Here is a 23,294-nt window from a genome sequence, read left to right as displayed (position 1 = left end):
TGTAGTGCGTATTCTCCATGTACTTGACAGTGGCGGCATGTATGGAGCCGAGGTCATGCTGCTGCACCTGATGGCAGCTCAGGAGGAGCTGGGCCTGACCCCCATTCTGGCCAGTATCGGTGAGATCGGCATGCCGGACAAGGCAGTGGAGGTGGAGGCCCGGAAACGGGGATTGACGGTTCAGCCCTTTCGGATGCGCGCCGGTTTCAACTTGGCCGGGGCACTGCATCTGCTTGGCTGGGCCAGAGAACAGGGTGTGCAGGTTCTGCACTCCCATGGCTATAAGGGGAACATCCTCCTGGGTATGCTGCCCCGAAGACTGCGGCGACTGCCTCTGGTGGTTACGGTACACGGCTGGACCTGGACCGGTGGTCTGTCCCGGATGATGGTGTACGAGTGGCTTGATGCCCTGTGTTTGCGGCGGGCACAGGCAGTGGCGATTGTGAACAGTGTCATGCGTTCGCATCCGCGATTGCAGGCCATTGCCGGTCATCGGTTACATGTTATCAATAACGGTATCCCCCTGGCAGATACAGACAAAGAGTCTTCCGAGCCGCCTCTAGGGCAGGAGATCCTCGACTCTGTCGGGCAGGGAACCTCTATTGTGGCTTTGGGCCGTCTGTCAGAGGAAAAGGGGCTGCTGTTTCTTATCCGCGCCGTGGGCGAGCTTGTGGCCATGGGCCGGGATGTCTGTCTGGTGATCCTTGGTGAGGGGCCGCAACGCCCCGAACTTGAACAGCTGGTGGAACAGCTTGGTTTGTCCGCACGGGTGAGGATGCCTGGTTTTGTTGATGATGGGACACGGTTTCTCTCCTGTTTTTCCATCTTTGCGCTGCCGTCCTTGACTGAAGGGCTGCCCATGGTGCTGCTCGAAGCCATGGAGGCAGGCCTGCCAATCGTGGCCAGCAGGGTCGGCGGTATTCCCGAAGTGCTCGACCATGGTCAGTGTGGTCTGCTGGTACCGGCCGGTGAGGTGGCACCACTAAGGGATGCCCTGCTGACCCTTGTGGAGAACAGCGAACAGGCAAAGATTCGGGTGCAGAGAGCAAGGGCGCGGGTACGTGCGCAGTATTCAAGTGAAGCCATGGCACAGCGTTATTTGACGGTCTATCAACAGATTATGAATGAATTTCAAGGAGCATGTTCACTGTGAGTGGAAAACTTTCTGTTGAACAACTCAATCAAGACAGGTTGCCCGATATCTGGCCGATCTGCACCACCCTGGCTCAGGCCATGGCCTATCCCAGTTTTTTTTGTACCGGGGATTGGCTGGCTGCAGTGAGTAGCGGGCTGACTTCGTCTGAGCGACCGGTTGTTCTGCAGGTGAAGGAAAAGGATCGTGTTATCGCTGTGCTCCCTCTGGTCAGCACAGCCAACATCCTTGGCGGTCGCGATCTCCACTATCTCGGTGCTGCCTTTTATCCGGATCCCCTGGGACTTATCTGTGCACCAGACGATCGAGGTCGAGCTGTTACTGCGATAAAACAGCACCTTGGCTCTGACAGTCACTGGGATCGGCTGGTGCTCTCCTTTATCCTTGAGGATGAACTTGAGGCCTGGGGTATGCCCAAAAATCAAGTGTCAGTGCAGCCGTATATATCTTTGGACACTGATTTTGAAGGAGTGTTTGGACAACTTGGGAGTAAAAGTCGTTCCAACATCCGGAAAAAATATCGTCGGATAGTAAAGGGCGGAGGTGAGTTTATTGTCGCCGTTGATGTGGATTCTAAACAAAAGTTACTGGATGCCTTGTTGCATCTACATGCCAAACGTTCCGGTGAACGAAAGCTGGAGAGTACCTTTGCCGGTCCTCACGTGGAACACCTGCACAGATGGTTGGTCACTCATTCCGACAACAGCGTTTTTTATGCTATTGTTGTCCAGGACAAGCTGATTGCGATTCAATACGGCTTTGAGTTTGGACAACGGTTTTTCGCTTACCAGATTGCCCATGATCCGGCATTCGGTCACTGGAGTCCAGGTGCAGTGCTGGTTATGCATGTATTAGAGGCCTGCTGCACGAAAGGTTTGCAGGAGTTCAACTTTCTTCAGGGTGATGAAGGGTACAAGAGCACCTGGACAACCGAGGCCCGACCCCTGTACCAGCTGGTCATCTATCAGCGCAACTGGCGTGCCGGGCTGCGGCAAGGCGGGCAACGGGCAAAGACCATGCTCAGGAAGATAGTGAGGTATCGACAGGGTGGGAGTTAAGAGTGGGCTCTGCAGCCTCTGTTTTCCGCAGGCTCTTGCGTTCTTTGGGATCCGTCGGCTGGCAGCTGCGGGCGGGATTGTCCTGATGTACCATGAGGTGCTGCCCGACACCTGTCTGTTACCGGCTTGGACCGTGGTGCGGGAGTCAGACTTTTGCCGGCAGATGGAGTATCTGCGGCAGCATTTTGATGTCATCTCCATGGATGCGGCTGTGGCGCGACTTGCAGACGGGCACCACGCAGAACGACCTTTTGCAGTGGTCACCTTTGACGACGGATATAGCGGTAACGAGCAGACAGTGCTGCCCATCATGGAGTCCATGGGGTTGCCGTTTGTGGTCTATGTTGCTACCCAGGCTCTGGTCGGCAACACGTTGTACTGGTACGACAAAGTCATCAACCTGCTGGGGAGCGGAAAAGAACAGGAGGTAAGGGTTCGGTTGCAGAATGGCGGGCAGCAACGGTTCCTTCTGCCATCCGGTTTCGCTTCAGAGAACCGGCGCTGGACAGCCATGCAGCAACTATTGAGCTTTTTAAAACAACAACAGCCGGATGAACGGCAACAGCTGGTGGAGGAGATTGGTGCAGAGGCCGTGCATTTCGAGTCTGTGCTGACCATGCTGACAGCGGAGCAGTTGAAACGCCTGGCCGCTTCAAACTGTGTCACCATCGGCAGCCACACCCATGGGCATGAACTGCTTATCCAGCTCCAACCGGAGGAGATCGGCGCTACAGTGCAGACAGCCAACAGGCTGCTCAGCGAGATCATTGGTGATCCACCTGCCCATTTTGCCTATCCCAATGGTGATTACAACGAGCTGGTTGTGGAGCAGATTAAAAAGGCGGGGTACAGCACCGCAGTAACCACAACAGGCGGGATATGGTCTGCACACAACAGTCTCTATGAAATTCCCCGGGTCGGTATCGGCAGGTTTGACAGCAGGGCCCGATTCAGGGCACTGGTGTCCGGGTACCTGCCCTGAGCTGATCTCTTCCTTGCAATATTTCCGTTGTAGTTTTATGTATCTGTCCACATGGTTGCAGTCAGGGTAATTCTCCAATTTACTTGTACAGAGGGGAACACGTGAACATCCTCATCAGAAAGATTTTTGCCATACTGACAAAAAGAGAACGGTATTTTATCTACTTTCTTTTTGTGTGCATGGTTGCCCTGGCCGTGGTTGAGATGGCCGGTATTGCCTCGATCATGCCCTTCATGGCTGTTGTTGCCAGCCCTGGTATCATTGAAGAGAACCGGTGGCTGCATTGGACCTATGAGTTCCTTCGTTTTAACAGCCGGGAAAGTTTTCTGTTTTTTCTCGGTATCCTTGTTCTTGGCATGCTGGTGTTCAGTAACCTGTTCAAAGCCTTCTCCACCTGGGTAACGCTTCGTTTTGACAATGAACTCTACTATACCCTGGGTAGACGGCTGCTGGCCCAGTACATTGCCCAGCCATACGTGTTCTTTGTTAACCGCAACACCTCGGAGATGGGGAAGAATGTGCTGGAAGAGGCCAGAAGGGTTATTGTCGGCGTGATCAGTCCGTGCATCCAGGTCTGTTCAAGTCTCTTGATCAGTCTGTTTATCTTCACGCTCCTTTTTGCGGTTAACTACACCATTGCCCTCAGTATTATCGCTGTTTTAGGCTCTTCCTATACCCTGATCTTTTTAGTGGTGCGGCGCTACCTGGCCCGGATAGGTGAAGAGCAGGTGTTTTCCAATGCCATGAAGTTCAAGGCGGTCGGCGAGGTGCTCAGCGGCATCAAGGATCTGAAAATTCTTGGGCGTACCGGCGAATTTTTGAACCGATACGGGTTTCACGCCCAGCGCCATGCCCGGCACAATGCCAGTGCCGGCACGATTTCGCAGATGCCCAGGTATGCCCTGGAGATTATCTCTTTTGGCGGTATCCTGCTCATTATCCTGTTCTTTTTAAAATCCGAACAGAACTTTCATCATATTGTGCCCTTGCTGGCGCTGTACGCCTTTGCCGGGTATCGGTTACTGCCGGCCCTGCAACAGGTCTTCTCCAGTGTAACCACACTTCGCTTCAACCTTGCTGCCCTGGATGTGGTCTATCAGGATCTGGCCGGGGCAACCCGGGACCAGCAGGGAGAGGAAACAGACAAGGAGATGCCCGAGGTGACGGCCCTGCCGTTTACCCGGCAGATCGAGTTGCAGCAGGTGCGGTACTACTATCCGGACACCACAAAGCCGGCGTTGCATGATGTGGATCTGATTATCCCGGCAAATACCACCATTGGTTTTGTCGGGCCAACCGGATCGGGGAAGACCACGCTGGTTGACCTTATCCTGGGGTTGCTGACCGTGCACTCAGGCGAGTTTTTGGTGGATGGGGTTGCTGTGCAGGGAGAAAATGTGGCGAGATGGCAACGGAACCTGGGCTATGTACCGCAGCAGATCTTTTTAAGTGACGACACTATTACCCGTAACATCGCCTTTGGTATCCCGGACAAGGACATCGATATGGAGGCGGTTCAATGGGCGGCCCGTATTGCCAACCTGGATGCGTATATCACCAACGAGTTACCACTCCAATACGACACAGTTATTGGTGATCGCGGCGTGCGTTTAAGCGGTGGCCAGCGGCAACGCATCGGTATTGCCCGGGCACTGTACCGGGACCCGAAGGTGCTGATTCTTGATGAGGCCACCAGTGCCCTGGACGGGGTGACCGAGGAGGCGGTTATGGATGCCCTGCGTACCCTTTCCCGCAAAAAGACGATTATCATGATCGCCCACCGTCTGACCACGGTGCAGTCCTGCGATGTTATCTATCTTCTGGAGCAGGGTAAAATTATTGATCATGGCACCTTTGATGAGTTGCGAGCTTCTTCCGAATGGTTTCGCCATGCTGCAAAGCAGTGACTGTTTAACCATCTTATGCAGCCGCAGATTTCCATAAGAACTGTTCTTTTGTACAGGATACCGCCCGCTGTTGTCCGGCTGGTCTACTCTTTCATGTGTCTTTCTGCTCCACGGTGAACCATGCAGACCCATCCCCTTGTCTCTGTTGTTATCCCCGCCTACAATGCCGAAGAGTTGATAGCTGAAACCCTGGAGAGCGTCCTTGCGCAAACCTATCCGCATGTGGAGATTGTTGTTGTTGATGACGGTTCAACAGACCGAACGGCTACAGTTGTCCAGGAGTTTGGTGAACTGGTGCGCTACCAGTATCAGGCCAACAGTGGTGGTTGTGCTGTGCCAAGAAATACAGGGATAAAACTGTGTACCGGTAAGTATCTCTGTTTTCTGGATGCTGATGACCTGATGACGCCCAATCGGCTGGCTGATCAGGTGGCCTTTATGGAACGCCACCCCCGGGTCGGGCTTGTCTTTTGCGACTATATCAACTTTAATGCTGCAGGCAGGTACCCGACAACGCACTTCCAGACCTGTCCTCGCCTTTGGCCGCAATTAGAGGAGCAGCAGGAACTGGTCATTGAACAGGGATGTGCCCTTCTCCTTGAAGAGAACTTCGGCTGTGCCGGTACCCTGCTCATGCGTGCCACCATGCTGGAGAAAGAACCCGGCTTTGAGCCGGGCCTGAAGGCCTGTGAAGACTTTCATTTCTACTTTCGGCTGGCCCGTCATTCGCCGGTGGGCATTGTCAACAGTGTGGGCCTGCTCCGACGGTTCCATGACCGAAACATGAGCAGCAGCTCGTTTATCATGCAGGCTGAAGGAGCACGTAGTTGCGCCATGCTGCTTGTCAGTGAGCAGAATCCGGCTTTCCGTCAACAGCTTGCTGCCACGGTTGCAGGTTATCTGACCGGGTTGGCCTACTGGTACGCGGACCATGGCCGGTTCTGGAAAGCGCTGCAGACCGATGGCCGAGCCCTTGTGCGCGATCGGCGGTGGCCTACCATCCGACAGGTGGGACGGAATGTTGTCCGCACCCTGAGTATGGCCATTGGCCTGCACAGACCAAAGCAATAGGTAAGGGGTGCTGCTGTCTGAGCGCCTCTCATTCTGAGAATGCATCGTGCATGACTGATTCACCGTCTCTCTACAGATGTGGATAGACTCGTGGATATGGAGTGAACACAGGTTCCACATACTTTTACAGGATTAGATATGGCACCAAAGGTCAGTATACTTATGGCGGCATACAATGCTAGTCAGACGATTGCTGAGACGATCGAGTGTCTCCTGTCGCAAACATTCACCGACTTTGAGCTTGTTGTTGTTGATGACGGATCTACAGATACCACAAAGGAGATTGTCGACAGCTTTGCGCAGACTGACACAAGAGTGAAGTATATCTGGCAGAAAAATGCCAGGCACCCGGCAGCACGAAACAGAGGGTTACAGGTCTGTACCGGCAAGTATGTTACCATCATAGATGCCGATGACCTGTGGACCGCTGACAAACTTGCCCGACAGATGGAGCTCATGCAGGATGAAGATGACCTTATCGTCTTAACCGGCAACACCATATTTTATGAAGAAAATGGTGAAAGAGTCTGGGGGCACAGCACGTTTCCGCCTCCTGCCAGAGACGATCGGTATACGGTGTTTGATATACTTATGATTCATATGAACCAGATGGTGATGTTCAACACCGGCCTGATCCCTAAAGAGGTGTTTGTTCGCCTGGGTGGGTATAATGAGGAAATTCTGACGGCTGAGGATTGGGAGTTGTGGTTAAAGACCGTTGTTGAGTGCAGGTTCAAGGTTATTGAAGAACCTCTGATGTTTTACCGGAAACACGCTCAAAGTTATACTTCTGGAACAGATCTGTATGTTGCTCTACTCGCCCATGAAGAGATCATCTTCAATCAGTACCGATGGAAGTATATTTCAAAAAAAGAGCTGGCTGCCGCACTTTTTGTACGTCGCATAGATACCTGTGCAATTTATCTCTATCGTAAAGACCTTCTCAGATCAATGATGACGTTGGGTCGGTCGTTACGAATACTCCGATGCTGGCACAAACGGGAACTCTGGCTCAGGGTGTCTGAGGTGGTACGTTTGGCCTTTAAGAAAATTGCTGAAACATAATATGTAATTGTTTTTTGTAATCATAGGTTGATGCGCTAGAATACTCTGTACAATAGATTATTTTAAGCAGGATAAAAATATGGGTGGTATCAGCTGCAGCTATTTGAGACAAGAGCCGATTCAACCTGCAGGCCGACACAGTGAAGAGATGGCCATGGCCCGCGAAATGGTGCAGGCTCTTCGTCAACGCGGGCCGGAAGCGCAGCGGACAACTGTTTTTGGGCATGTGATTTTCGGGCACGCCAGGTTCAACAACACCGGCTTTAATGGTGGTGATCAACCGATCTGTAATGAAGACCAGAGTGTTGCAGTGGTGTGTGATGGTGAAATCTACAACCACAGGGAACTGCGCCGTGAGTTGATCGGCAAAGGACACACCTTTCAGACAGACACCGACATAGAGGTGATTGTCCACCTCTATGAAGAGATGGGCGGAGAGCTCTTCTCGCGGTTGAATGGCATGTTTGCCCTGGTGCTGCACGATCGGAAAAAGAACATTGTGCTTGTCGGGCGGGACCGTCTCGGTGAAAAACCGCTTGTCTACTGGCAGTCTGCAGAGAAGATGCTGTTTGCGTCGGAATTGAAAGTGCTGCTGCTGCACCCGGACATCCCGCGTAAACTCAATGACGATGCCCTGGCCCTGTACTTCAACTCTTTGTACGTTCCTGCTCCCCACACCATTGTTGCCGATGTCCACGAGTTGCTGCCGGCGCACTATCTGCTGATCACAGGGGAAACACTCACCCCTGTCCAGTACTGGCAACCTGAGTTGGCAGTTAACTGGAACATGCATGAACAGGAGGCGATCGAATCCTTTCTGTCTCTGTTTGAGCAGGCGGTTGCCGCCCGCATTGGAACCAACGAACAGCTCGGCGTGTTTTTGTCCGGAGGCATAGATTCCAGCGCGGTGACAGCCTTTGCAAGCCAGTACCATCGAGGCCGTTTGCAGAGTTTTTGTGTCGGCATGCGGGATGGCGCTGATGAGCGACCCTTTGCCCGCACAGTGGCTGATCTGTACCAGACCGACCACCAGGAGGTGTGCGTCACTGACCGGGTGGAAGATGTTGTGGTTAAGGTCTGTGCATACTTTGACGAGCCTTTTGGAGACTCTTCAGCAATCCCCACCTATCTGGCTGCCCGGGAGGCGGGCAGGCATGTCAGGGCTGTCCTGACCGGTGACGGGGCAGACGAGCTGTTTGCCGGCTATAACTACTACTTTGATCAACGGTATCTGTTTAATTCTCGAGTAGTCAGTAAGGTGGTCAGAGAAACTGATACGTTCTGTATGCAGAAGCTTGGACGTACCTGTGCCGACCGCCTCTATTCCCGTAAAGGGCATGATCGATCCTGGTCAAATTGGTATGGCATGCGCAGCATGCTGGATGATGAGACAGTGGCTGCCCTGCTTGGGCGGCCATTCACAGCCCCATCCACCTTTTTTTCCACCAGCGGCTGGTTGAACTTTCACGACCAGGATCCTTTGACCGTGGCCTTCAGCCATGATCTGCAGTTTTTCCTTCCCGGTGATCTGCTGAAAAAGGTAGATATGGCGTCCAAGAAAGCGAGTCTACAGTGTCGCAATCCCTTTCTTGACCATCGTTTGGTTGAGTTTGCCATGACCATCCCTCCCCACCTGAAGCTGCGCAATCGGGAGACAAAGTATCTTCTGAAACAGGCCCTGCAGGCATATCTGCCGTCTGAGGTGCTGTTCCGCCAAAAGCAGGGATTTGGCGCTCCGGTCGAGACGTGGCTGAAAAATCAGCTCCGTGAACTGGTGCAGGACAGCCTGGCCAAAGGGTGCCGGGCCGAGCAGTATCTGGATCGAACTGCCATGGATGATCTGCTGGTACGTTTTTATGAGCAGGGGGCAACTGATTATCGCCTGTGCTTCGGCCTGTGGATGTTGCTTATGTTTGAGCTCTGGCTGGTCAATCACTGGCACACGGTGTGACCACCACACCTGTAAATCGGGAAAGGGGGCCGGTGAGCTAAAAAAACAGGGGTACTCTCTCTTTCTTTTTGAAAACCGGAAGATAACCACGTATCATCTCACAACCAATTGCAGTGGTGGAGTAACAGACAACCATCCGGCTGTGGCCGGATTATATCAGAACAGTCTATGAGCAACAGACCCTTGGAAAAGAACACCGAAAACACATCGCCGACAGTCAGCGTGGTGATTACCTGCTACAACTACGGTCACTATCTGGATGGGTGTATGCAGTCAGTGCTGCAGCAGACCTATACAGACTATGAAATACTGCTTATTGACGATGGTTCAACAGATGATACTGCCGAGGTTGTGCAGAAGTACAACCATCTGGAGAACTTTCACTACATCTTTCAGGAGAACGGCGGGCAGGCCAGGGCAAAAAATCGTGGTATAGAGTCGGCCAGGGGTGAGTTTATAGCCTTTCTCGATGCCGACGATCTGTGGCATCAGGACAAGCTGGCCGAACAGATACCTCTGTTTGCCGACCCCGGGGTAGGGGTGGTGTACAGCCGGGCTCAACTGATGGATGCCAACGGTGAAAAGATGGAAGTGGGGGATGCCGGCGAGTATCTTCGCCCTCGATCCGGCCGAGTGGTGGAGTGGCTGCTCTTTGATAACTTTGTCTGGTTTTCCTCCTCTGTGGTCCGGGCCACCTGTTTGCAGCAGTTCGGCGGATTTGATGAGAGTCTGGCCATGGGGATTGACTGGGACCTGTGGATGCGTTTATCGCTGCACTGCGACTTTGCCTATGTTGATCGTCCCCTGCTGCTGTATCGGGTCGGACACCCTGGGCAGATGTCGAAAAATGCTGACGGCCGCCGGGCCTGTGCAGACCGGATTCTTGACGGTTTTATCGATGCCCATAAAGAGCGTCTTCACCCCAGGGCAGTACGGCAGGCCCAGGCCTATGCAGACTGTAATCGGGGGTATCATTATATCGACACCGACCGCTGGCGTTCGCTTCGTTTTTTTGCCCGATCTGTTTGCATGCACCCATGGTCTCTGGAGCCGTACAAGGGGCTGTTCCACTGGCTCTTCAGGTTTTGAACAGAACAGTAATGCGTACACCTTGGGATGCTACCAAAGATCTGATCAAAGCTGATCTGTACCGGTACTGTGGAGAACCGTTTACATGGGCTGATCTCTTGTCTGTGTACTGGCAGACCCCGGGATTTGCCTATTCCTGCTGGATCCGTCTGGCAGCCTTTTATAAGAACCATTCGTGGGGGCGAGGTATCTATCTGTTCTGCCGATGGAGGCTCAGGCAGCTTGCGTACAGGTACGGTATTTCCATACCCTACAACACCACCATCGGCCCTGGTCTGTATATCGGCCATTATGGAGGCATAGTGGTCAACCATGCTGCTGTTATCGGTAAAAATTGCAACCTGAACCATGGGGTTACCATAGGGGCCACCTATGGGGGCAAACATCCGGGTACACCGGTGATAGGGGATAACGTATACATTGGGCCGGGTTCGTTTGTTATCGGTGGTATTCAGATCGGCAACCATGTTGCCATTGGTGCAAATACGGTGGTGACAAAATCAGTGCCGGACTATGGGGTGGTTGTGCACAGAACTGCGGAGATCTCTGTTGGTCACGGCTCCAGCCATTATGTGGTGAACACAGTCTGAACACCTATGCCTTTACTGCACAAGAGGTCGGCCCATGCTCATGCCGTTTATCCGTCGAAATATTGTTGAACGACTGCTTGCCCTGAAGAACGGTTCGGTTAAGCTGGAGTGCTGGCAGGAGCTGGAAAAATCCCAGTGGTTGCCGGAAGAAGAGCTGCGCGCTATCCAGTGGCAATGTCTGCAGACGTTATTGAACGCCGCCTATACAGGCAACACCTTTTATCGGCAACGTTTTGAGGCAGCCGGCATCACGCCGGACATGATCAGTACGCCTGATGATCTTCGTCGACTTCCCATCCTGACCAAAGAGGAGATTCGTGCCGCAGGACCATCCATGTTGAGCCAGGGTTTTGAGGTGGAAAACCTACAGCAGGCCAAGACCGGAGGTTCAACAGGCAGGTCGTTAGAGCTGTACTATACAGAAGAGTGCAGTGAGAGGCGCAACGGCTGTGCCTGGCGACACGATCGCTGGGCCGGTTGGCAGCCGGGCGAGCCTGTTGCTGCCTGCTGGGGAAATCCGATGCTGCCGAAAACAGTTAAGGAATGGTTACAGCACTGGCTGGTGCAGCCTATACTCTATCTTGATACCATGAGTGTGAATGATGATGCTGTTCGCAGCTTTGTCAGCCAGTGGCATCGCATGAAACCGACCCTGCTGTTCGGGCATGCACACTCCCTCTATCTTTTGGCCTGCTACCTGAAAAAGCTGAACATCATCGGCCTGCAGCCTAAGGGTATTATCTCCTCCTCCATGATGCTGATCCCATCGGAACGGCAGGTGATTGAAGAGACCTTTGGCGTGCGTGTGATTGATCGCTACGGGTGCGAAGAGGTGAGCCTGATTGCCTGCGAGTGTGAGCGTCATGAGGGCATGCACTTGAACATCGATCATCTGTTTATCGAGTTCATCGGCGAGGACGGACAGCCCGCAGCGGCTGGTGAACCGGGTAAAATTGTTGTGACCGATCTTATCAATACAGCCATGCCCTTTATCCGCTATCAGGTGGAGGATGTGGGAATACCAACTGACCGGCGCTGCTCCTGTGGCAGGGGATTGCCGCTGATGGAGGGGCTGGCCGGCAGAGTGGCGGACTTTTTAGTCAAGCCGGACCAGACCAGGGTGGCGGGTATCTCTTTGATTGAGAATACCCTGACCCGGTTTACAGGGCTTGACCAGATGCAGATTGTGCAGCATGCACTGCTGGATTTTGAGATGCGTCTGGTGGTCGGCCCCACCTATACAGAAGAGGTGGGCAGGGAACTGATCACCTATTGGAAATCCGTCTTTAGTGAAGACGCCCAAATCCGCCTTGTACTGCTTGACGCAATCCTTCCGGAACAGTCTGGCAAGTTCAGATTTTCCATCTGTCATGTCAAATGAAGAGTTCCACCTTGTCTACAGCTCGGTATCAGCCGAACAGACTGTGGGTCTATCTCACCTGTATCTATATACTTACCTGGTATTTACAACTCGGCCTACGGGTTGGTTTATTAGGTACAATCCGGTTTGAATTTTGCCTTGGTGCTATCCTGTCCCTGGCAGCGTTTTCCACCTACTTTTCCATACCTGAAAAGAACTCGCCCCTGTTTGGACCTGTTCTCTTTCTTCTTGGTATTTTTACCTGCTATACGCTGTTTTCGCATGATTTCTCGCATTCTTGGAATATCTATTTCGACCGGGTTGTGAAGTTTGCCATGTTGGCCGTCTTTTTGTCTGTATTTGTACGCACGCCCTGGGCCCTGAAGATGGTGGTCGGTGCGTTTCTGCTGGCAATGCTCAAGCTGGGGCAGGAGGGCTTTGTGGGCTGGGTGACCGGTGGCCAGGTATGGCAAAATCAGGGAATTATGCGGTTGCACGGGTCAACCCCGATGTATGGGCACCCGAACTCATTCAGCGGGATGGCAGTGGGGTGTCTGCCGTTTATTTACTTTCTGTTTCCGACAGTTGCTCGAATCTGGAAGTGCGCTTTGCTGCTGCTGCTTGCCTTCTGTGCGGTGATCATCATCTTTACCGGTTCGCGTACAGGCTATGTGGCCACCATTGGGCTTGGCCTGGTCTTTTTTGTCCTCAGTCCGGGAAAGGCCAAGTGGCGATACTTTATTTTAGCCGGTTTAATTGGGGCTGTAACCCTTGCTTTTGCCCCGGACGAGTATAAAGAACGGTTTGAGTCCATCTTTACCATGCAAGAGCGAGAGGGAGCATCGTCCGAGACCAGGATGGAGATCATCCATGATGCTGTGGATGTTTACCTTGCTTACCCGTTGGGCGTGGGGGTTGGTGCCTTTCCCTTGGTGCGCATGGAGATGTTCGGCCGCTTTCAGGACACTCACAACCTCTATCTCGAACTACTGACAAACCTCGGCCCAGTAGGTGTAATCGCATTTTTTATGGTGATCTATCAGATATTCACGGTCAACAAACAGATTCAGAAAAGACTGTTAGGCTGTAGAAGCCCGGATCAGCAGTTTGTGGCAGCGGTTTCAAAGGCAGTGGTGGCCTTTATCTGGGCACGGTTATTTTTAGGTCTGTTTGGTATGGACACCTATGAGATCTACTGGTGGTTTGCTATAGGCTTGTCGGGAGCCATGTGGACGATAGTGCAGCTAGGTACTACGGAAAATACCGTTTCGGATCATGCTATACTTTAGTCAGAGTGAGATGAAAAAGTACTGTATGAATAGCAGAGTAGTCTGTGTTCGGAAGAGATAATAATTTCCCTGGATCGAAAGAATTTCAAATTAGTTTTTATCCCAACCTAGAGCATTTTTTACATTGGTTGTGCATGCATGAAAAAAGTATTGGTTATTGATGAGTGGATTCCATTTCCACTTGATAGCGGCAAGAAAATTCGCACCTATAATCTGTTGAAACACTTGGCTCAATCTTTTGAGATAACGCTGTTGTGTTACGGTGATGCCGATCAAACAAAGGTTGTCGAAATGGAGCGGCTCGGTATTAAGGTTGTTGCCATTGAAGACAGGCGTTTGAAAAAGTGGACCCTACCCTTTTATGCACGAGTCGGTCTCAACCTGTTTGAGTCGACCCCTTTTTCAACAGTGTACCATGTGCAACCTGAGTTGAAGGAACGCCTTTCTTCTCTGATACATAGTTTACATCCCGATGTTATTCATTGTGAATGGACGAATCTGGCCCCTTTGTTGATTGGGTGTGATTTGGAAAGATGTGTCATTTCTTCACACAACATCGAGTCTGATATATGGTTTCGGCTTGCAGAGCAGACAAAAAACCCACTCAAAAAACTTGTTGCACTCAACCAGGCAAGAAAAATTGAACAACTGGAGAGATACTGGTATCCACAGGTTGCATTTTGTACTGCTGTCAGCAAGAATGACAGTGCTGTTATAGAGCAGTATGGTGGTCGCCCCTGTACTGTTGAAAATGGGGTGGATGTAGGATTTTATGTGGAGACTTGCTCAGAGGTATGCAACGATTCTATCGTGTTTACCGCATCTTATGATACGTTCAGCAATCAGGATGCAGCTTATTTTTTTATCGATGAGCATTGGCCCACCATAAGAAAAGAGTTGCCTGATGCCAGTCTTGTTTTTGTCGGTAAAAACCCAACAGAAAAAATGAAACAGGCTGCCCGAAAGGATTCCTCCATTCAGTTGACCGGATGGGTGGCGGATGTTCGGCCGTATATTGCTCGGGCAAGGGTGTGTATCGTCCCCTTGAGAATTGGCGGTGGTTCCCGGCTTAAAATTTTTGAAGCAATGGCTATGAAAAAAGCCATTGTTTCCACTTCCATTGGCGCTGAGGGAATTGATGTTGTTGATGGTCGAGAACTCATGCTTCGAGATGATCCAAAGAGTTTTTCGGAGGCTGTGGTTACCTGTTATTCAGATGAACAGAAACAACAGCACCTGGCTGCACATGCCTTTGAGTTTGTAAAGACAAACTATGATTGGCCCCGGCTTGCCGACATCCAAAAACAGGTTTGGTTGGATGTTGCCTCTTAATTACCTCCCTGATACCACACATTCATCACAATCAGCGCAAACAGTTGCAAAGAGAGATCACGCCGATCATCAAGAAAACTGTCAACAAGTTGATTGATTGCAGGTTCAGAAACAAGAAGTTTGCTTGCTTCTCCCAGGCAGCGCTTTTTTAATGCTTCTCTTGGCAGATTTCTCAACCACACTTCCAAAGGGGCGGCAAAGCCCTGTTTTTTTCTGTAGATCAAATCCCTGGGAAAGTAACGGGCAGCCAGCTGTTTGAGCAGTATCTTTTTGTCAAAGAGTGTGACACGTTGATTGTTGCGCATCTGTTCGGCAACCCTGATAACGTTGGTGTCAAGAAAAGGAACGCATATCTCCAGATTATGAACCCGGGCCATCGTGTTGGTGAAGGTGAGGATGTTATCACTTAAAAAGTGATTGAAATCAAATTCCAGTGCTTTGAGCAGGGTGTTTATTCTTGGCTGTTGGAAGAACGAAGGGGTTTGCGGGTAGGCACGGTCCTGGCGAACGATGGTTAAAAAATCACTCTGCTCATGGTCGCGTTGTTCAAAGAATCGGATCAGGCGTCGTACAAGGTTACCCAGGCGATGATCACGATTTTGCGGTAGTGGATGGAGAATAGTCCGCACAGTGCTGATCAATGGTTTGGGGATTTTTTGAAGAAGTTTCAGTGCTAACAAAGCCTGATGGCGGAAGTATCCACCGAACAGCTCGTCGCCGCCGGCACCGCTGAGACAGACAGCCACGTGCTTGCTTGCCTCTTCGCACACAATATGGGTGAGGAAGACAGAAGTATCGGCGTTCAACTCGTCCATTTCTGCCAAGACGAGTTCTATACGATCTGAGATTCCAGCAAGTTCTACCCGCACAGCATGGTGGTGGGCACCAATAATTTCTGCAGCCCGTCGAGCATGGACAGTTTCGTCATACTCTGAACCGGCATCGACAAAACCGATGGAAAAGGTATGCAAGGGGTCGGTACGATGTTGGGCAGCATAGTGACAAATCAGGCTGGAATCCACCCCTCCACTTAAAAAAGCACCAATGGGAGCATCTCTCCCCATTTGTCTGTACACACTTTCCGACAGGGCTGTGTCTAGTTGCTGCAGAGAGATCCCCTTTTCAGTATTCATCGGTGAAAATGGTCTGTGCCAGGCCCTAGGTTCTGTAATCTGCAGTCGCTCTTCTGTGTATGTGACGGTCAAAATGTGGCCGGGACGAAGTTTTTGGATATGTTTCCAGCCGGTCTGTGGTGCCGGTACATAGTGCAGGGCCAGGAAAACGGCTAGGGCATCCTGGTCAGGTTCTGGTTTTCTGGACTGAGCCTGCACTAAGGTGCGCAGATGAGAAGAAAAGAGGAGTTCCTTTTCAATATGGCTGTAAAAGAGGGGCTGATTACCGTAACGATCTCGACAGAGGTGAAGACGTTTTTTATCGGTGTTGACAATGCAGAAGACAAACTGACCCTGTAGCCTATGCAGGCACTCTTCACCCCAGCAGTCCCAGGCTTTGAGTACAAGTTCAACATCATTTAGTGCTTCGAAAGTATAACCGTGATCAATGAGTTTTTTTTGTACTTCTGCACTGTTATAGATTCTGCCGATGAAAGCAAGGGCCCAGCAGCCAAACCGTTCGGGTTGCTCTACCATGGTTTTCGTGCCGGCAGGCTCTGGCTGTTGATGACTCAGTACAAGAGGTTCGTCAACGAGCACGTTCAGAGGGTTGGGGTAGTGTTGGGAAGATCCACGGCTCATTGTTGCAGCGCATAGTTGCACATTCCGCTTCCAGGAAAGTATACCATTAATACTGTGCATACTGTGAAGGTGTCCTTTGTGTTCAAAAGGGAGGAGAAGGACTTAATCAAGTCCCTTTGAGGAAGTAAAGGTTGTTGAGGAGGGTATGAAAACGACACTATTATTTTAACAGTGATGACTAAAATAATGGTGTCGTTTATGCAATGTTTTTAAGTGGTTGTATGTTTGGTTTTTATTATTGTTGCTTACTGCGCATCGCTAAGTACATAGGGGGTGGACTGGGGTGTTACTGTGCTGTTATGGAGTTTAATTGCGGAGCTGGAGCTGAAGCCGGACTCGGATCTGGTGTTGATGTTCCTCCTCCTGACGATGTTCCTCCTCCTGACGATGTTCCTCCAACACTTACCTGGTAGCCGGAACTATTAGCGGTTCCGCTGGAATCAACAACATAGAGGTAGGCAGATGATCCAGAGGAGAAATTACCAGTGTTGACTGTTACTGGAATTGAAGATGCGTTCCACGATGTCGGTATTTGAATCTCACATTTACCCCGCTTTGCCCAGGTGCTGCCAGAACACAACTCAACACGTGCCTGAGTACCTGTTTGTACGTAGATATCATCAAAATGGATGACTGCGCTGTTGATACCATTACCGATATAATTCTGCCAGATAGCGTATCGCCACTCATCAGCATTAGCAGCGTGTGTTCTATTACCAGTGCTGCGTTCTTCGTAAATAGTCCCCGTATCAGTTGTGGTCCTGATTGTAAAGCTGCCATTCGAGGAACCTGTTGTTCCAGCGTTCATTTCGAACTCTAGACGATACCATTTATTATCCCCTTTTGGGATCGTGTTTTGTTGAGGCCAGATGCCGTATTCAACGTTATTGGAGTCAGCTCCACCTACTATCTGCTGAGACGCAAACCAGTTGAAAAAGACAAACTCCATGGGGTTGTCCATAATGGTTTCTTTTTGCTTCAACTTGAACATCTTCCACTGACCATTCGTATCGCCATTGTACTTGACCCACCATGACGCATAGAATTTGTTCCCTGCTTTAACCGGGTTCGGCATTATATAAGCAAAGGCACAGTTGTAACTGTTGTTGGAGTTCACCGTACATTTTAATGATTTGTTTCCGGAATGGGAGGCATCTGTTGCATACATCGGGCTAGCCCAGGTCCAATCAGACTGTGTCCATCCGGTTTTTGCGAACTTCTGTCCTACAGTTCCTGCCTCAATAGCAGGTTGCAGCGATTCAACCTGCATGGTGTGTGTACCGAAGCCACTGCCGGAGATAATGGCTGTATTCCCTGTTGACAGGGAACCGCTTGCCCCAGTCACTGCAGGTGCTGCCCAGACAGCTGAAGAAGTGCCGGCAACCATCAGAAGGGTTGGAAGGGCTAAGCTTAAAAGTTTAATTTTTTTCATAACGTGTAAACCTCTTGCATGAAGAATGGTGATTCATGTGCAATTAAAGAACAATTAAATTATAACTGGACATAATATAGTTAAGTCAAGGTATTCTGTGCAAGTTAAGATTGGGTTGCACGATAATCTTGTTATTGCTCGAAATTTGGTGTTTGCCAGCTTGTTTCTTGACTGGTATCTTCTGTTAGGCGTCATTAACTACGTTAGTTAAATAGAGGTAAGTAGTAAGTATTACTGTACTGTTATGGAGCTCAATTGCGGAGCTGGAGCTGAAGCCGGACTTGGATCTGGTGTTGACGTTCCTCCCCCTGACGACGTTCCTCCTCCTGACGATGTTCCTCCAACACTTACCTGGTAGCCGGAGCTATTAGCTGTTCCGCTGGAATCAACAACATAGAGGTAGGCAGATGATCCAGAGGAGAAATTACCAGTGTTGACTGTTACTGGAATTGAAGATGCGTTCCACGATGTCGGTATTTGAATCTCACATTTACCTCGCTTTGCCCAGGTGCTACCAGAGCACAACTCAACACGTGCCTGAGTACCTGTTTGTACGTAGATATCATCAAAATGGATGACCGCGCTGTTGATACCATTACCGATATAGTTTTGCCAGATAGCATATCGCCATTCATCAGCATTAGCAGCGTGTGTTCTATTACCAGTGCTGCGTTCTTCGTAAATAGTTCCCGTGTCGGTTGTGGTCCTGATTGTAAAGCTGCCATTTGAGGAACCTGTTGTTCCAGCATTCATTTCAAATTCGAAACGATACCATTTATTATCACCTTTCGGGATCGTGTTTTCATTGGGCCAAATACCGTATCCTACATTATTCGAATCAGCTCCATGTGCTTGTTGTTGCATAGAAAACCAGTTGAAAAAGACAAACTCCATGGGGTTATCTATAATGGTTTCTTTTTGCTTCAACTTGAACATCTTCCACTGACCATTCGTGTCGCCATTGTACTTGACCCACCATGACGCATAGAATTTGTTTCCTGCTTTAACCGGGTTCGGCATTATATAAGCAAAGGCACAGTTGTAACTGTTGTTGGAGTTCACCGTACATTTTAATGATTTGTTTCCGGAATGGGAGGCATCTGTTGCATACATCGGGCTAGCCCAGGTCCAATCAGACTGTGTCCATCCGGTTTTTGCGAACTTCTGTCCTACGGTACCTGCCTCAATGTAGTTTTGTAACGATTCAACCTGCATGGTGTGTGTACCGAAACCACTGCCGGAGATAACGGCTGTATTCCCTGTTGACAGGGAACCGCTTGTACCGGTCACTGCAGGTGCGGCAAATGATACACATGGGATTAGCCCGGTTAACAGGATACCTTTATAAACTATTTTCATTGCTTTACTGCGGGTTGCAGTCTGTTGTTTCATGATTTCACCTTTTCGGGATCTTCTTGCATCCATTTGGATATACGTTTGTAACGTTGAGTCTTGATTCCAATGGAACGATATATGGATAGCCGCATGTATCTTTGTTTAGGTAAGCAACCAGCCGACGAGATATTAAGAAAGTTGATGGTTTGGATGAGTTTCGCTGTGCATGGTAAGGTTGTTCGTGTACCACAACCTTACCATGGCAACAGAAGCTTCTTTTATCTACGTCCTGAACGTCCGCCTGAGGACGTTCCGCTGGAGGCGGTTTGTGCCTGCCCGATTGCGATGTATCCGACTGTTTCGGCACCATGGCTTACTTCGTAATCCCTGGACCGTTCTTCTTCAACCTTGATACCAAAGCTGTTTGCTGTGGTGTTGCGCACACGCAGGGCTGCAGTGTCGGTATCGTTGGTTGTTTGCATATCAGCCAGGAGGAACGGTGCCTGGCCAAAGGAACTCTGATGATTGTGCGTGTACCAGGCGTTCGTCACAACGTTACCGGTGGTGCCGACTTCAAAGCGCATGGAGCCAACCGTGCCCTGGCCGGGTTCCCAGGCAATATAGTGTACGGTTTCATTGACATGGGTACTGCTGTTCTTCTCCTGCTCCTGGAAGTAGTAGCTGAAGCGTTGCTGGGTGATGTTGTTGATCCGGCCGCTGATGGCGTTGGTTCCATTTTCCGTGGCCACAGTGGTCACAACCACAGGCGTTTTGTTGAACCTGCTGGTAAAAGACACGTTCTTAGACTTGCTGGTACCGGCAAAACTGCCTGCTTCAATGATGGTGCCGTCGCTCAGGGTGGAGCGTCCTTTTTCCATTACCAGGTAGCGCACGGTTTCGCTGTAATGCTCACCATCCAGGTAATCCCACTCGGCCATTCTGATCTGGAAACCGGTTTTGCTGACGTTACGGATACGTACGGTGGTGGGATCGGCATCGTTGATGCTGGGTGGCCCGGCTATAACAATGGGGTTGTTGAAGGTGTTGGTAAACCGTACGAATACCCAGTTGTTGGTCACTTCAACCTCACCTGCCTCCAGGTTGATATCCGCTGTCAGCAGTTCTTCTTCAACCACGATGGTGGTGTTGGCTGTATGACGTGCACCGTTGTTGTCGGTGACTGTCAAGCTGGCGGTATAGGTGCCGGCTGCAGTGTAGGTATGGGAGTTGTTGGCACCGGAGGCTGTGCTGCCGTTGCCGAAATCCCAGATGTAGCTGGTTATGCGACCATCGGAATCACTGGAGCCCGAGCCGTCAAAGGTAACGGTCAACGGCAAGGTACCGGTGGTTGGTGTGGCGGTTACCACAGCAGAGGGTGCCTTGTTAGTGTTGGCCGGAGCAGAGACCACAATGGGTGTGCTGGTTGAATGTGTCCGTCTTCTGTTATCGGTAATGGTCAGGGTGGCGGTATAGGTTCCTGCCGAGGTGTAGGCATGGGAGGTAGATGCGCCGGAGGCGGTTGTGCCGTCGCCGAAATCCCAGCTGTAGGACCTGATGCTGTTGCCGGATGCCGCCGTTGATGCCGAGCCGTCGAAGGAAACGGTGAGCGGTGCCGGACCGACAGCGGAAGAGGTACTGATAACAGCAGCAAGCGTACTGTTATTGGTATTAGCAGGAGCAGAGACCACAATGGTGGTGGTGGTTGAGTTTGTCCGCCTTCTGTTGTCGGTAATGGTCAGGGTGGCGGTATAGGTTCCTGCCGAGGTGTAGGCATGGGAGGCGGTTGCACCGGTGGCGGTTGTCCCGTCACCAAAATCCCAGCTGTAGGAGCTGATGGTGTTGCCGGTGGCTGCTGTTGAGCTTGAGCCGTTGAAGGAAACAGTGAGCGGTGCCTGGCCGCTGTTGCCGGAGGTGCTGATCACGGCGTTCAGTGTGGTGGTGTTGCTTGGTGCTGACACTACGACGGTTGTGCTTGTCAGGTTGGTTAATCCGGCCTGGTCGGTGACTGTCAGTGTGGTGGTGTAGGTTCCTGCTGCGGTGTACTCGTGGGAAGCAGTTGATCCAGAGGCAGTGGCACCATCGCCAAAGTTCCAGCTATACGAGGTGATAGCACTGCTGCCTGCTGTCGAACCCGACCCGTTAAAGGTGATGCTGACAGGAGCTGTGCCGCTGTTTGCCGAGGCGGTGATTGCAGCGGTCGGCGGTTGCTTGCTGTTTGGTTTTGTGTACGTAAATGGCTCTGAGTGGGCGCTTTCAGCACCGTTTGTAAAAGCAGCTGTCAGCGTGAAGCTGGTCCTGTCGGCTGGAAGCGACACTGTGCAGTCGAGTGAAGTGGCCCGTGTACTTTGTGTCTGACAGGCCAGAACGCCTTCCATATACAGGTTGTAGCCCGATGTGGTGTACCCGCTGGGTGCGGTGTATCTTGTCCATTGTGCACGAATGGTTGCTGTTTCGCCAACCGGTGTAATGGACGGTGGTGTAAAGGCAAACGGTGCTGAATGAGAGCTTTCAGTGCCGTTTGTAAATGCCGCTGTCAGTGTGAACTGGGGACTGTCGTTTTTTAACGACACTGTGCAGTCAAGTGACGTGGCGCGAGAACCTTGTGTCTGACAGGCCAGCTCTCCATCCTGGTAGAGATTAAATCCGGCAACTGTCAATCCTGTCGGCGCGGAGTACCGCGACCATTCGGCGCGGATCGAGTGGGTGCTGTCTGCAAATGCCCAGGTGGGCATGCAAAAGAAGAGGGTTAGTAGAAAAGAGACCAGAACACGATGCATAATATTCACCTTACCAATGGTTGTATAAAACGAGTGCCATGGTTTCCACTTATGCATTCGGTGTGCCAAAAGACTCGATTTGTTGAGCGGTGGTTTTTCCGGGGGTTGTTGAGCAGCAGACAGGAGGGGGTGGGCGATCTTGATTTCGTTTTTGTAACTTGAAGTCATTTCTTGTATTTCGTGTTGTGTGCAATCTGTGCTGCCCGGGGCAGGCTGGTCGTACTGACAGGGAACGGTGTTACCTGTGCCGGCGGCTTGATTGCTGTAGAAGAATGGGAACGCGGGCACGTGCGGGGTGCGACCTTCTGCTGACGAGACCAGTGGTCAACAGACTATTCTGGTACGATACTGCGTTTCATTTTTGTGAGTGATCGCGTATTCAGATGTTTAAAGGCCATACTTTAAAACGAAAACATCTAATATGATTGGGCGTTGAATACAATTCTTTTATAAAAAGTTTTGCAGAGAAAAACGGTCGGCAGGGCAAAGGATGAAAAAGATGCGCGTAGAATACGCATGCAATCCAGGTAGTTAGGTAATGGTGGCGTGCAGATTGTTGCCACCAGTGAGCGCAGGGAGTAGGCCGACAGCAGATGGTGGCTCCAGTTCAACGATCCGGTGCTGGTTGATCTGGTTGCCACGGCACGGATTGAGGAGTTTTCCGGCCAGTATGGTATTGTGCGGGTTGATTTTTTTCCCCTGGTGTATCGTTCGGTTAGTGCAGTCACGGAGTCCATGTCTGGCGCATCAAGGATGATGGATTCTGCGACTACGGCCGCTGAGCGTCCTTCGCGCAGAATGACTGTTGTCGGTGACGGGGGGAATGTCTGATTTAGGTTGATGTCATTCCGCGCGTAGCCGCGGAATCCATGTTTGGCGCATCAAGGATGATGGATTCTGCGACTACGGCCGCTGTGCGTCCTTCGCGCAGAATGACTGTTGTCGGTGACGAGGGGTGATGTCTGATTTAGGTTGATGTCATTCCGTGTGCAGTTGCGGAATCCATGTTTGGCGCATCAAGGATGATGGATTTTGCGACTACGGCCGCTGAGCGTCCTTCGCGCAGAATGACTGGTGCCGGTGACGGGGGGGATGTATGAGCCAAATTGATGTCATTCCGCGCGTAGCCGCGGAATCCATGTTTGGCGC

The 23,294-nt window shown here is 51.1% G+C and carries 17 protein-coding genes; 12 read left to right on the top strand and 5 right to left on the bottom strand.

The window, feature by feature from the left end:
- Window positions 1-4: 4 nt before the first annotated feature.
- The 12 genes from HP555_RS01935 to HP555_RS01880 all read left to right on the top strand — a co-directional run bounded on the left by HP555_RS01935 (window position 5) and on the right by HP555_RS01880 (window position 14,847).
- On the top strand, window positions 5-1,153 hold the full coding sequence (locus HP555_RS01935; RefSeq protein ID WP_199263542.1) for a glycosyltransferase: 1,149 nt from the start codon (window positions 5-7) through the stop codon (window positions 1,151-1,153).
- On the top strand, window positions 1,150-2,211 hold the full coding sequence (locus HP555_RS01930; protein ID WP_199263541.1) for a GNAT family N-acetyltransferase: 1,062 nt from the start codon (window positions 1,150-1,152) through the stop codon (window positions 2,209-2,211). Before HP555_RS01935 ends, HP555_RS01930 begins: the two co-directional genes overlap by 4 nt.
- A complete protein-coding gene (locus HP555_RS01925) occupies window positions 2,201-3,193 on the top strand; it encodes a polysaccharide deacetylase family protein (RefSeq protein ID WP_199263540.1) in 993 nt (330 codons plus the stop codon). The genes HP555_RS01930 and HP555_RS01925 overlap by 11 nt, the downstream gene beginning before the upstream one ends.
- A gap of 101 nt (window positions 3,194-3,294) precedes the next feature.
- Window positions 3,295-5,100 (top strand): ABC transporter ATP-binding protein, encoded by a 1,806-nt coding sequence (locus HP555_RS01920; protein ID WP_199263539.1) that lies wholly within the window; start codon window positions 3,295-3,297, stop codon window positions 5,098-5,100.
- A 120-nt stretch (window positions 5,101-5,220) separates the two neighbouring features.
- Window positions 5,221-6,171, top strand: coding sequence for a glycosyltransferase family 2 protein (locus HP555_RS01915; RefSeq protein WP_199263538.1), 951 nt, complete (start codon window positions 5,221-5,223; stop codon window positions 6,169-6,171).
- 138 nt (window positions 6,172-6,309) lie between these two features.
- Window positions 6,310-7,236 carry a glycosyltransferase family 2 protein gene (locus HP555_RS01910; protein ID WP_199263537.1) on the top strand — a complete coding sequence of 309 codons (927 nt, stop codon included), beginning with the start codon at window positions 6,310-6,312 and terminating at the stop codon, window positions 7,234-7,236.
- A gap of 79 nt (window positions 7,237-7,315) precedes the next feature.
- Window positions 7,316-9,187 carry an asparagine synthase (glutamine-hydrolyzing) gene (gene asnB, locus HP555_RS01905; RefSeq protein WP_199263536.1) on the top strand — a complete coding sequence of 624 codons (1,872 nt, stop codon included), beginning with the start codon at window positions 7,316-7,318 and terminating at the stop codon, window positions 9,185-9,187.
- A gap of 168 nt (window positions 9,188-9,355) precedes the next feature.
- Window positions 9,356-10,276, top strand: a complete 921-nt coding sequence (locus HP555_RS01900) for a glycosyltransferase (RefSeq protein ID WP_199263535.1) — start codon at window positions 9,356-9,358, stop codon at window positions 10,274-10,276.
- 11 nt (window positions 10,277-10,287) lie between these two features.
- Entirely contained in the window at window positions 10,288-10,866 is a 579-nt protein-coding gene (locus HP555_RS01895) for a serine O-acetyltransferase (protein WP_199263534.1), read from the top strand.
- 34 nt (window positions 10,867-10,900) lie between these two features.
- Window positions 10,901-12,247, top strand: a complete 1,347-nt coding sequence (locus HP555_RS01890) for a phenylacetate--CoA ligase family protein (protein WP_199263533.1) — start codon at window positions 10,901-10,903, stop codon at window positions 12,245-12,247.
- A gap of 11 nt (window positions 12,248-12,258) precedes the next feature.
- Entirely contained in the window at window positions 12,259-13,515 is a 1,257-nt protein-coding gene (locus tag HP555_RS01885; protein WP_199263532.1) for an O-antigen ligase family protein, read from the top strand.
- Window positions 13,516-13,653: 138 nt separating this feature from the next.
- The gene (locus HP555_RS01880) at window positions 13,654-14,847 is read left to right on the top strand and encodes a glycosyltransferase (protein WP_199263531.1); all 1,194 of its coding nucleotides are present in this window, start codon (window positions 13,654-13,656) and stop codon (window positions 14,845-14,847) included.
- Here HP555_RS01880 and asnB (HP555_RS01875) read toward each other — a convergent pair.
- The 5 genes from asnB (HP555_RS01875) to HP555_RS01855 form a co-directional block, all read right to left on the bottom strand.
- Window positions 14,844-16,661, bottom strand: a complete 1,818-nt coding sequence (asnB, locus tag HP555_RS01875; RefSeq protein ID WP_199263530.1) for an asparagine synthase (glutamine-hydrolyzing) — start codon at window positions 16,659-16,661, stop codon at window positions 14,844-14,846. The genes HP555_RS01880 and asnB (HP555_RS01875) overlap by 4 nt on opposite strands.
- A 226-nt stretch (window positions 16,662-16,887) precedes the next feature.
- Window positions 16,888-18,033, bottom strand: coding sequence for a hypothetical protein (locus HP555_RS01870; RefSeq protein WP_199263529.1), 1,146 nt, complete (start codon window positions 18,031-18,033; stop codon window positions 16,888-16,890).
- A 231-nt stretch (window positions 18,034-18,264) separates the two neighbouring features.
- Window positions 18,265-19,425, bottom strand: coding sequence for a hypothetical protein (locus HP555_RS01865; protein ID WP_199263528.1), 1,161 nt, complete (start codon window positions 19,423-19,425; stop codon window positions 18,265-18,267).
- A gap of 221 nt (window positions 19,426-19,646) precedes the next feature.
- A complete protein-coding gene (locus HP555_RS01860) occupies window positions 19,647-22,145 on the bottom strand; it encodes a PKD domain-containing protein (protein WP_199263527.1) in 2,499 nt (832 codons plus the stop codon).
- A 416-nt stretch (window positions 22,146-22,561) separates the two neighbouring features.
- The gene (locus HP555_RS01855; protein WP_199263526.1) at window positions 22,562-22,873 is read right to left on the bottom strand and encodes a hypothetical protein; all 312 of its coding nucleotides are present in this window, start codon (window positions 22,871-22,873) and stop codon (window positions 22,562-22,564) included.
- Between the last annotated feature and the right edge of the window lie 421 nt (window positions 22,874-23,294).

Source organism: Desulfobulbus oligotrophicus (genome assembly GCF_016446285.1).
GTDB classification, from domain to species: Bacteria; Desulfobacterota; Desulfobulbia; order Desulfobulbales; family Desulfobulbaceae; genus Desulfobulbus; species Desulfobulbus oligotrophicus.
The sequence above is the reverse complement of the archived record's forward strand: the minus strand, read 5'-3'. Positions and strand labels throughout refer to the sequence as shown.

Coding starts and splice junctions, on each gene's coding strand:
- HP555_RS01910 (WP_199263537.1), top strand. CDS start 6,310: ATGGCACCAAAGGTCAGTATACTTATGGCGGCATACAATGCTAGTCAG.
- asnB (WP_199263530.1), bottom strand. CDS start 16,661: ATGCACAGTATTAATGGTATACTTTCCTGGAAGCGGAATGTGCAACTA.
- HP555_RS01870 (WP_199263529.1), bottom strand. CDS start 18,033: ATGAAAAAAATTAAACTTTTAAGCTTAGCCCTTCCAACCCTTCTGATG.
- HP555_RS01890 (WP_199263533.1), top strand. CDS start 10,901: ATGCTCATGCCGTTTATCCGTCGAAATATTGTTGAACGACTGCTTGCC.
- HP555_RS01865 (WP_199263528.1), bottom strand. CDS start 19,425: ATGAAACAACAGACTGCAACCCGCAGTAAAGCAATGAAAATAGTTTAT.
- HP555_RS01880 (WP_199263531.1), top strand. CDS start 13,654: ATGAAAAAAGTATTGGTTATTGATGAGTGGATTCCATTTCCACTTGAT.
- HP555_RS01900 (WP_199263535.1), top strand. CDS start 9,356: ATGAGCAACAGACCCTTGGAAAAGAACACCGAAAACACATCGCCGACA.
- asnB (WP_199263536.1), top strand. CDS start 7,316: ATGGGTGGTATCAGCTGCAGCTATTTGAGACAAGAGCCGATTCAACCT.
- HP555_RS01860 (WP_199263527.1), bottom strand. CDS start 22,145: ATGCATCGTGTTCTGGTCTCTTTTCTACTAACCCTCTTCTTTTGCATG.
- HP555_RS01915 (WP_199263538.1), top strand. CDS start 5,221: ATGCAGACCCATCCCCTTGTCTCTGTTGTTATCCCCGCCTACAATGCC.
- HP555_RS01895 (WP_199263534.1), top strand. CDS start 10,288: ATGCGTACACCTTGGGATGCTACCAAAGATCTGATCAAAGCTGATCTG.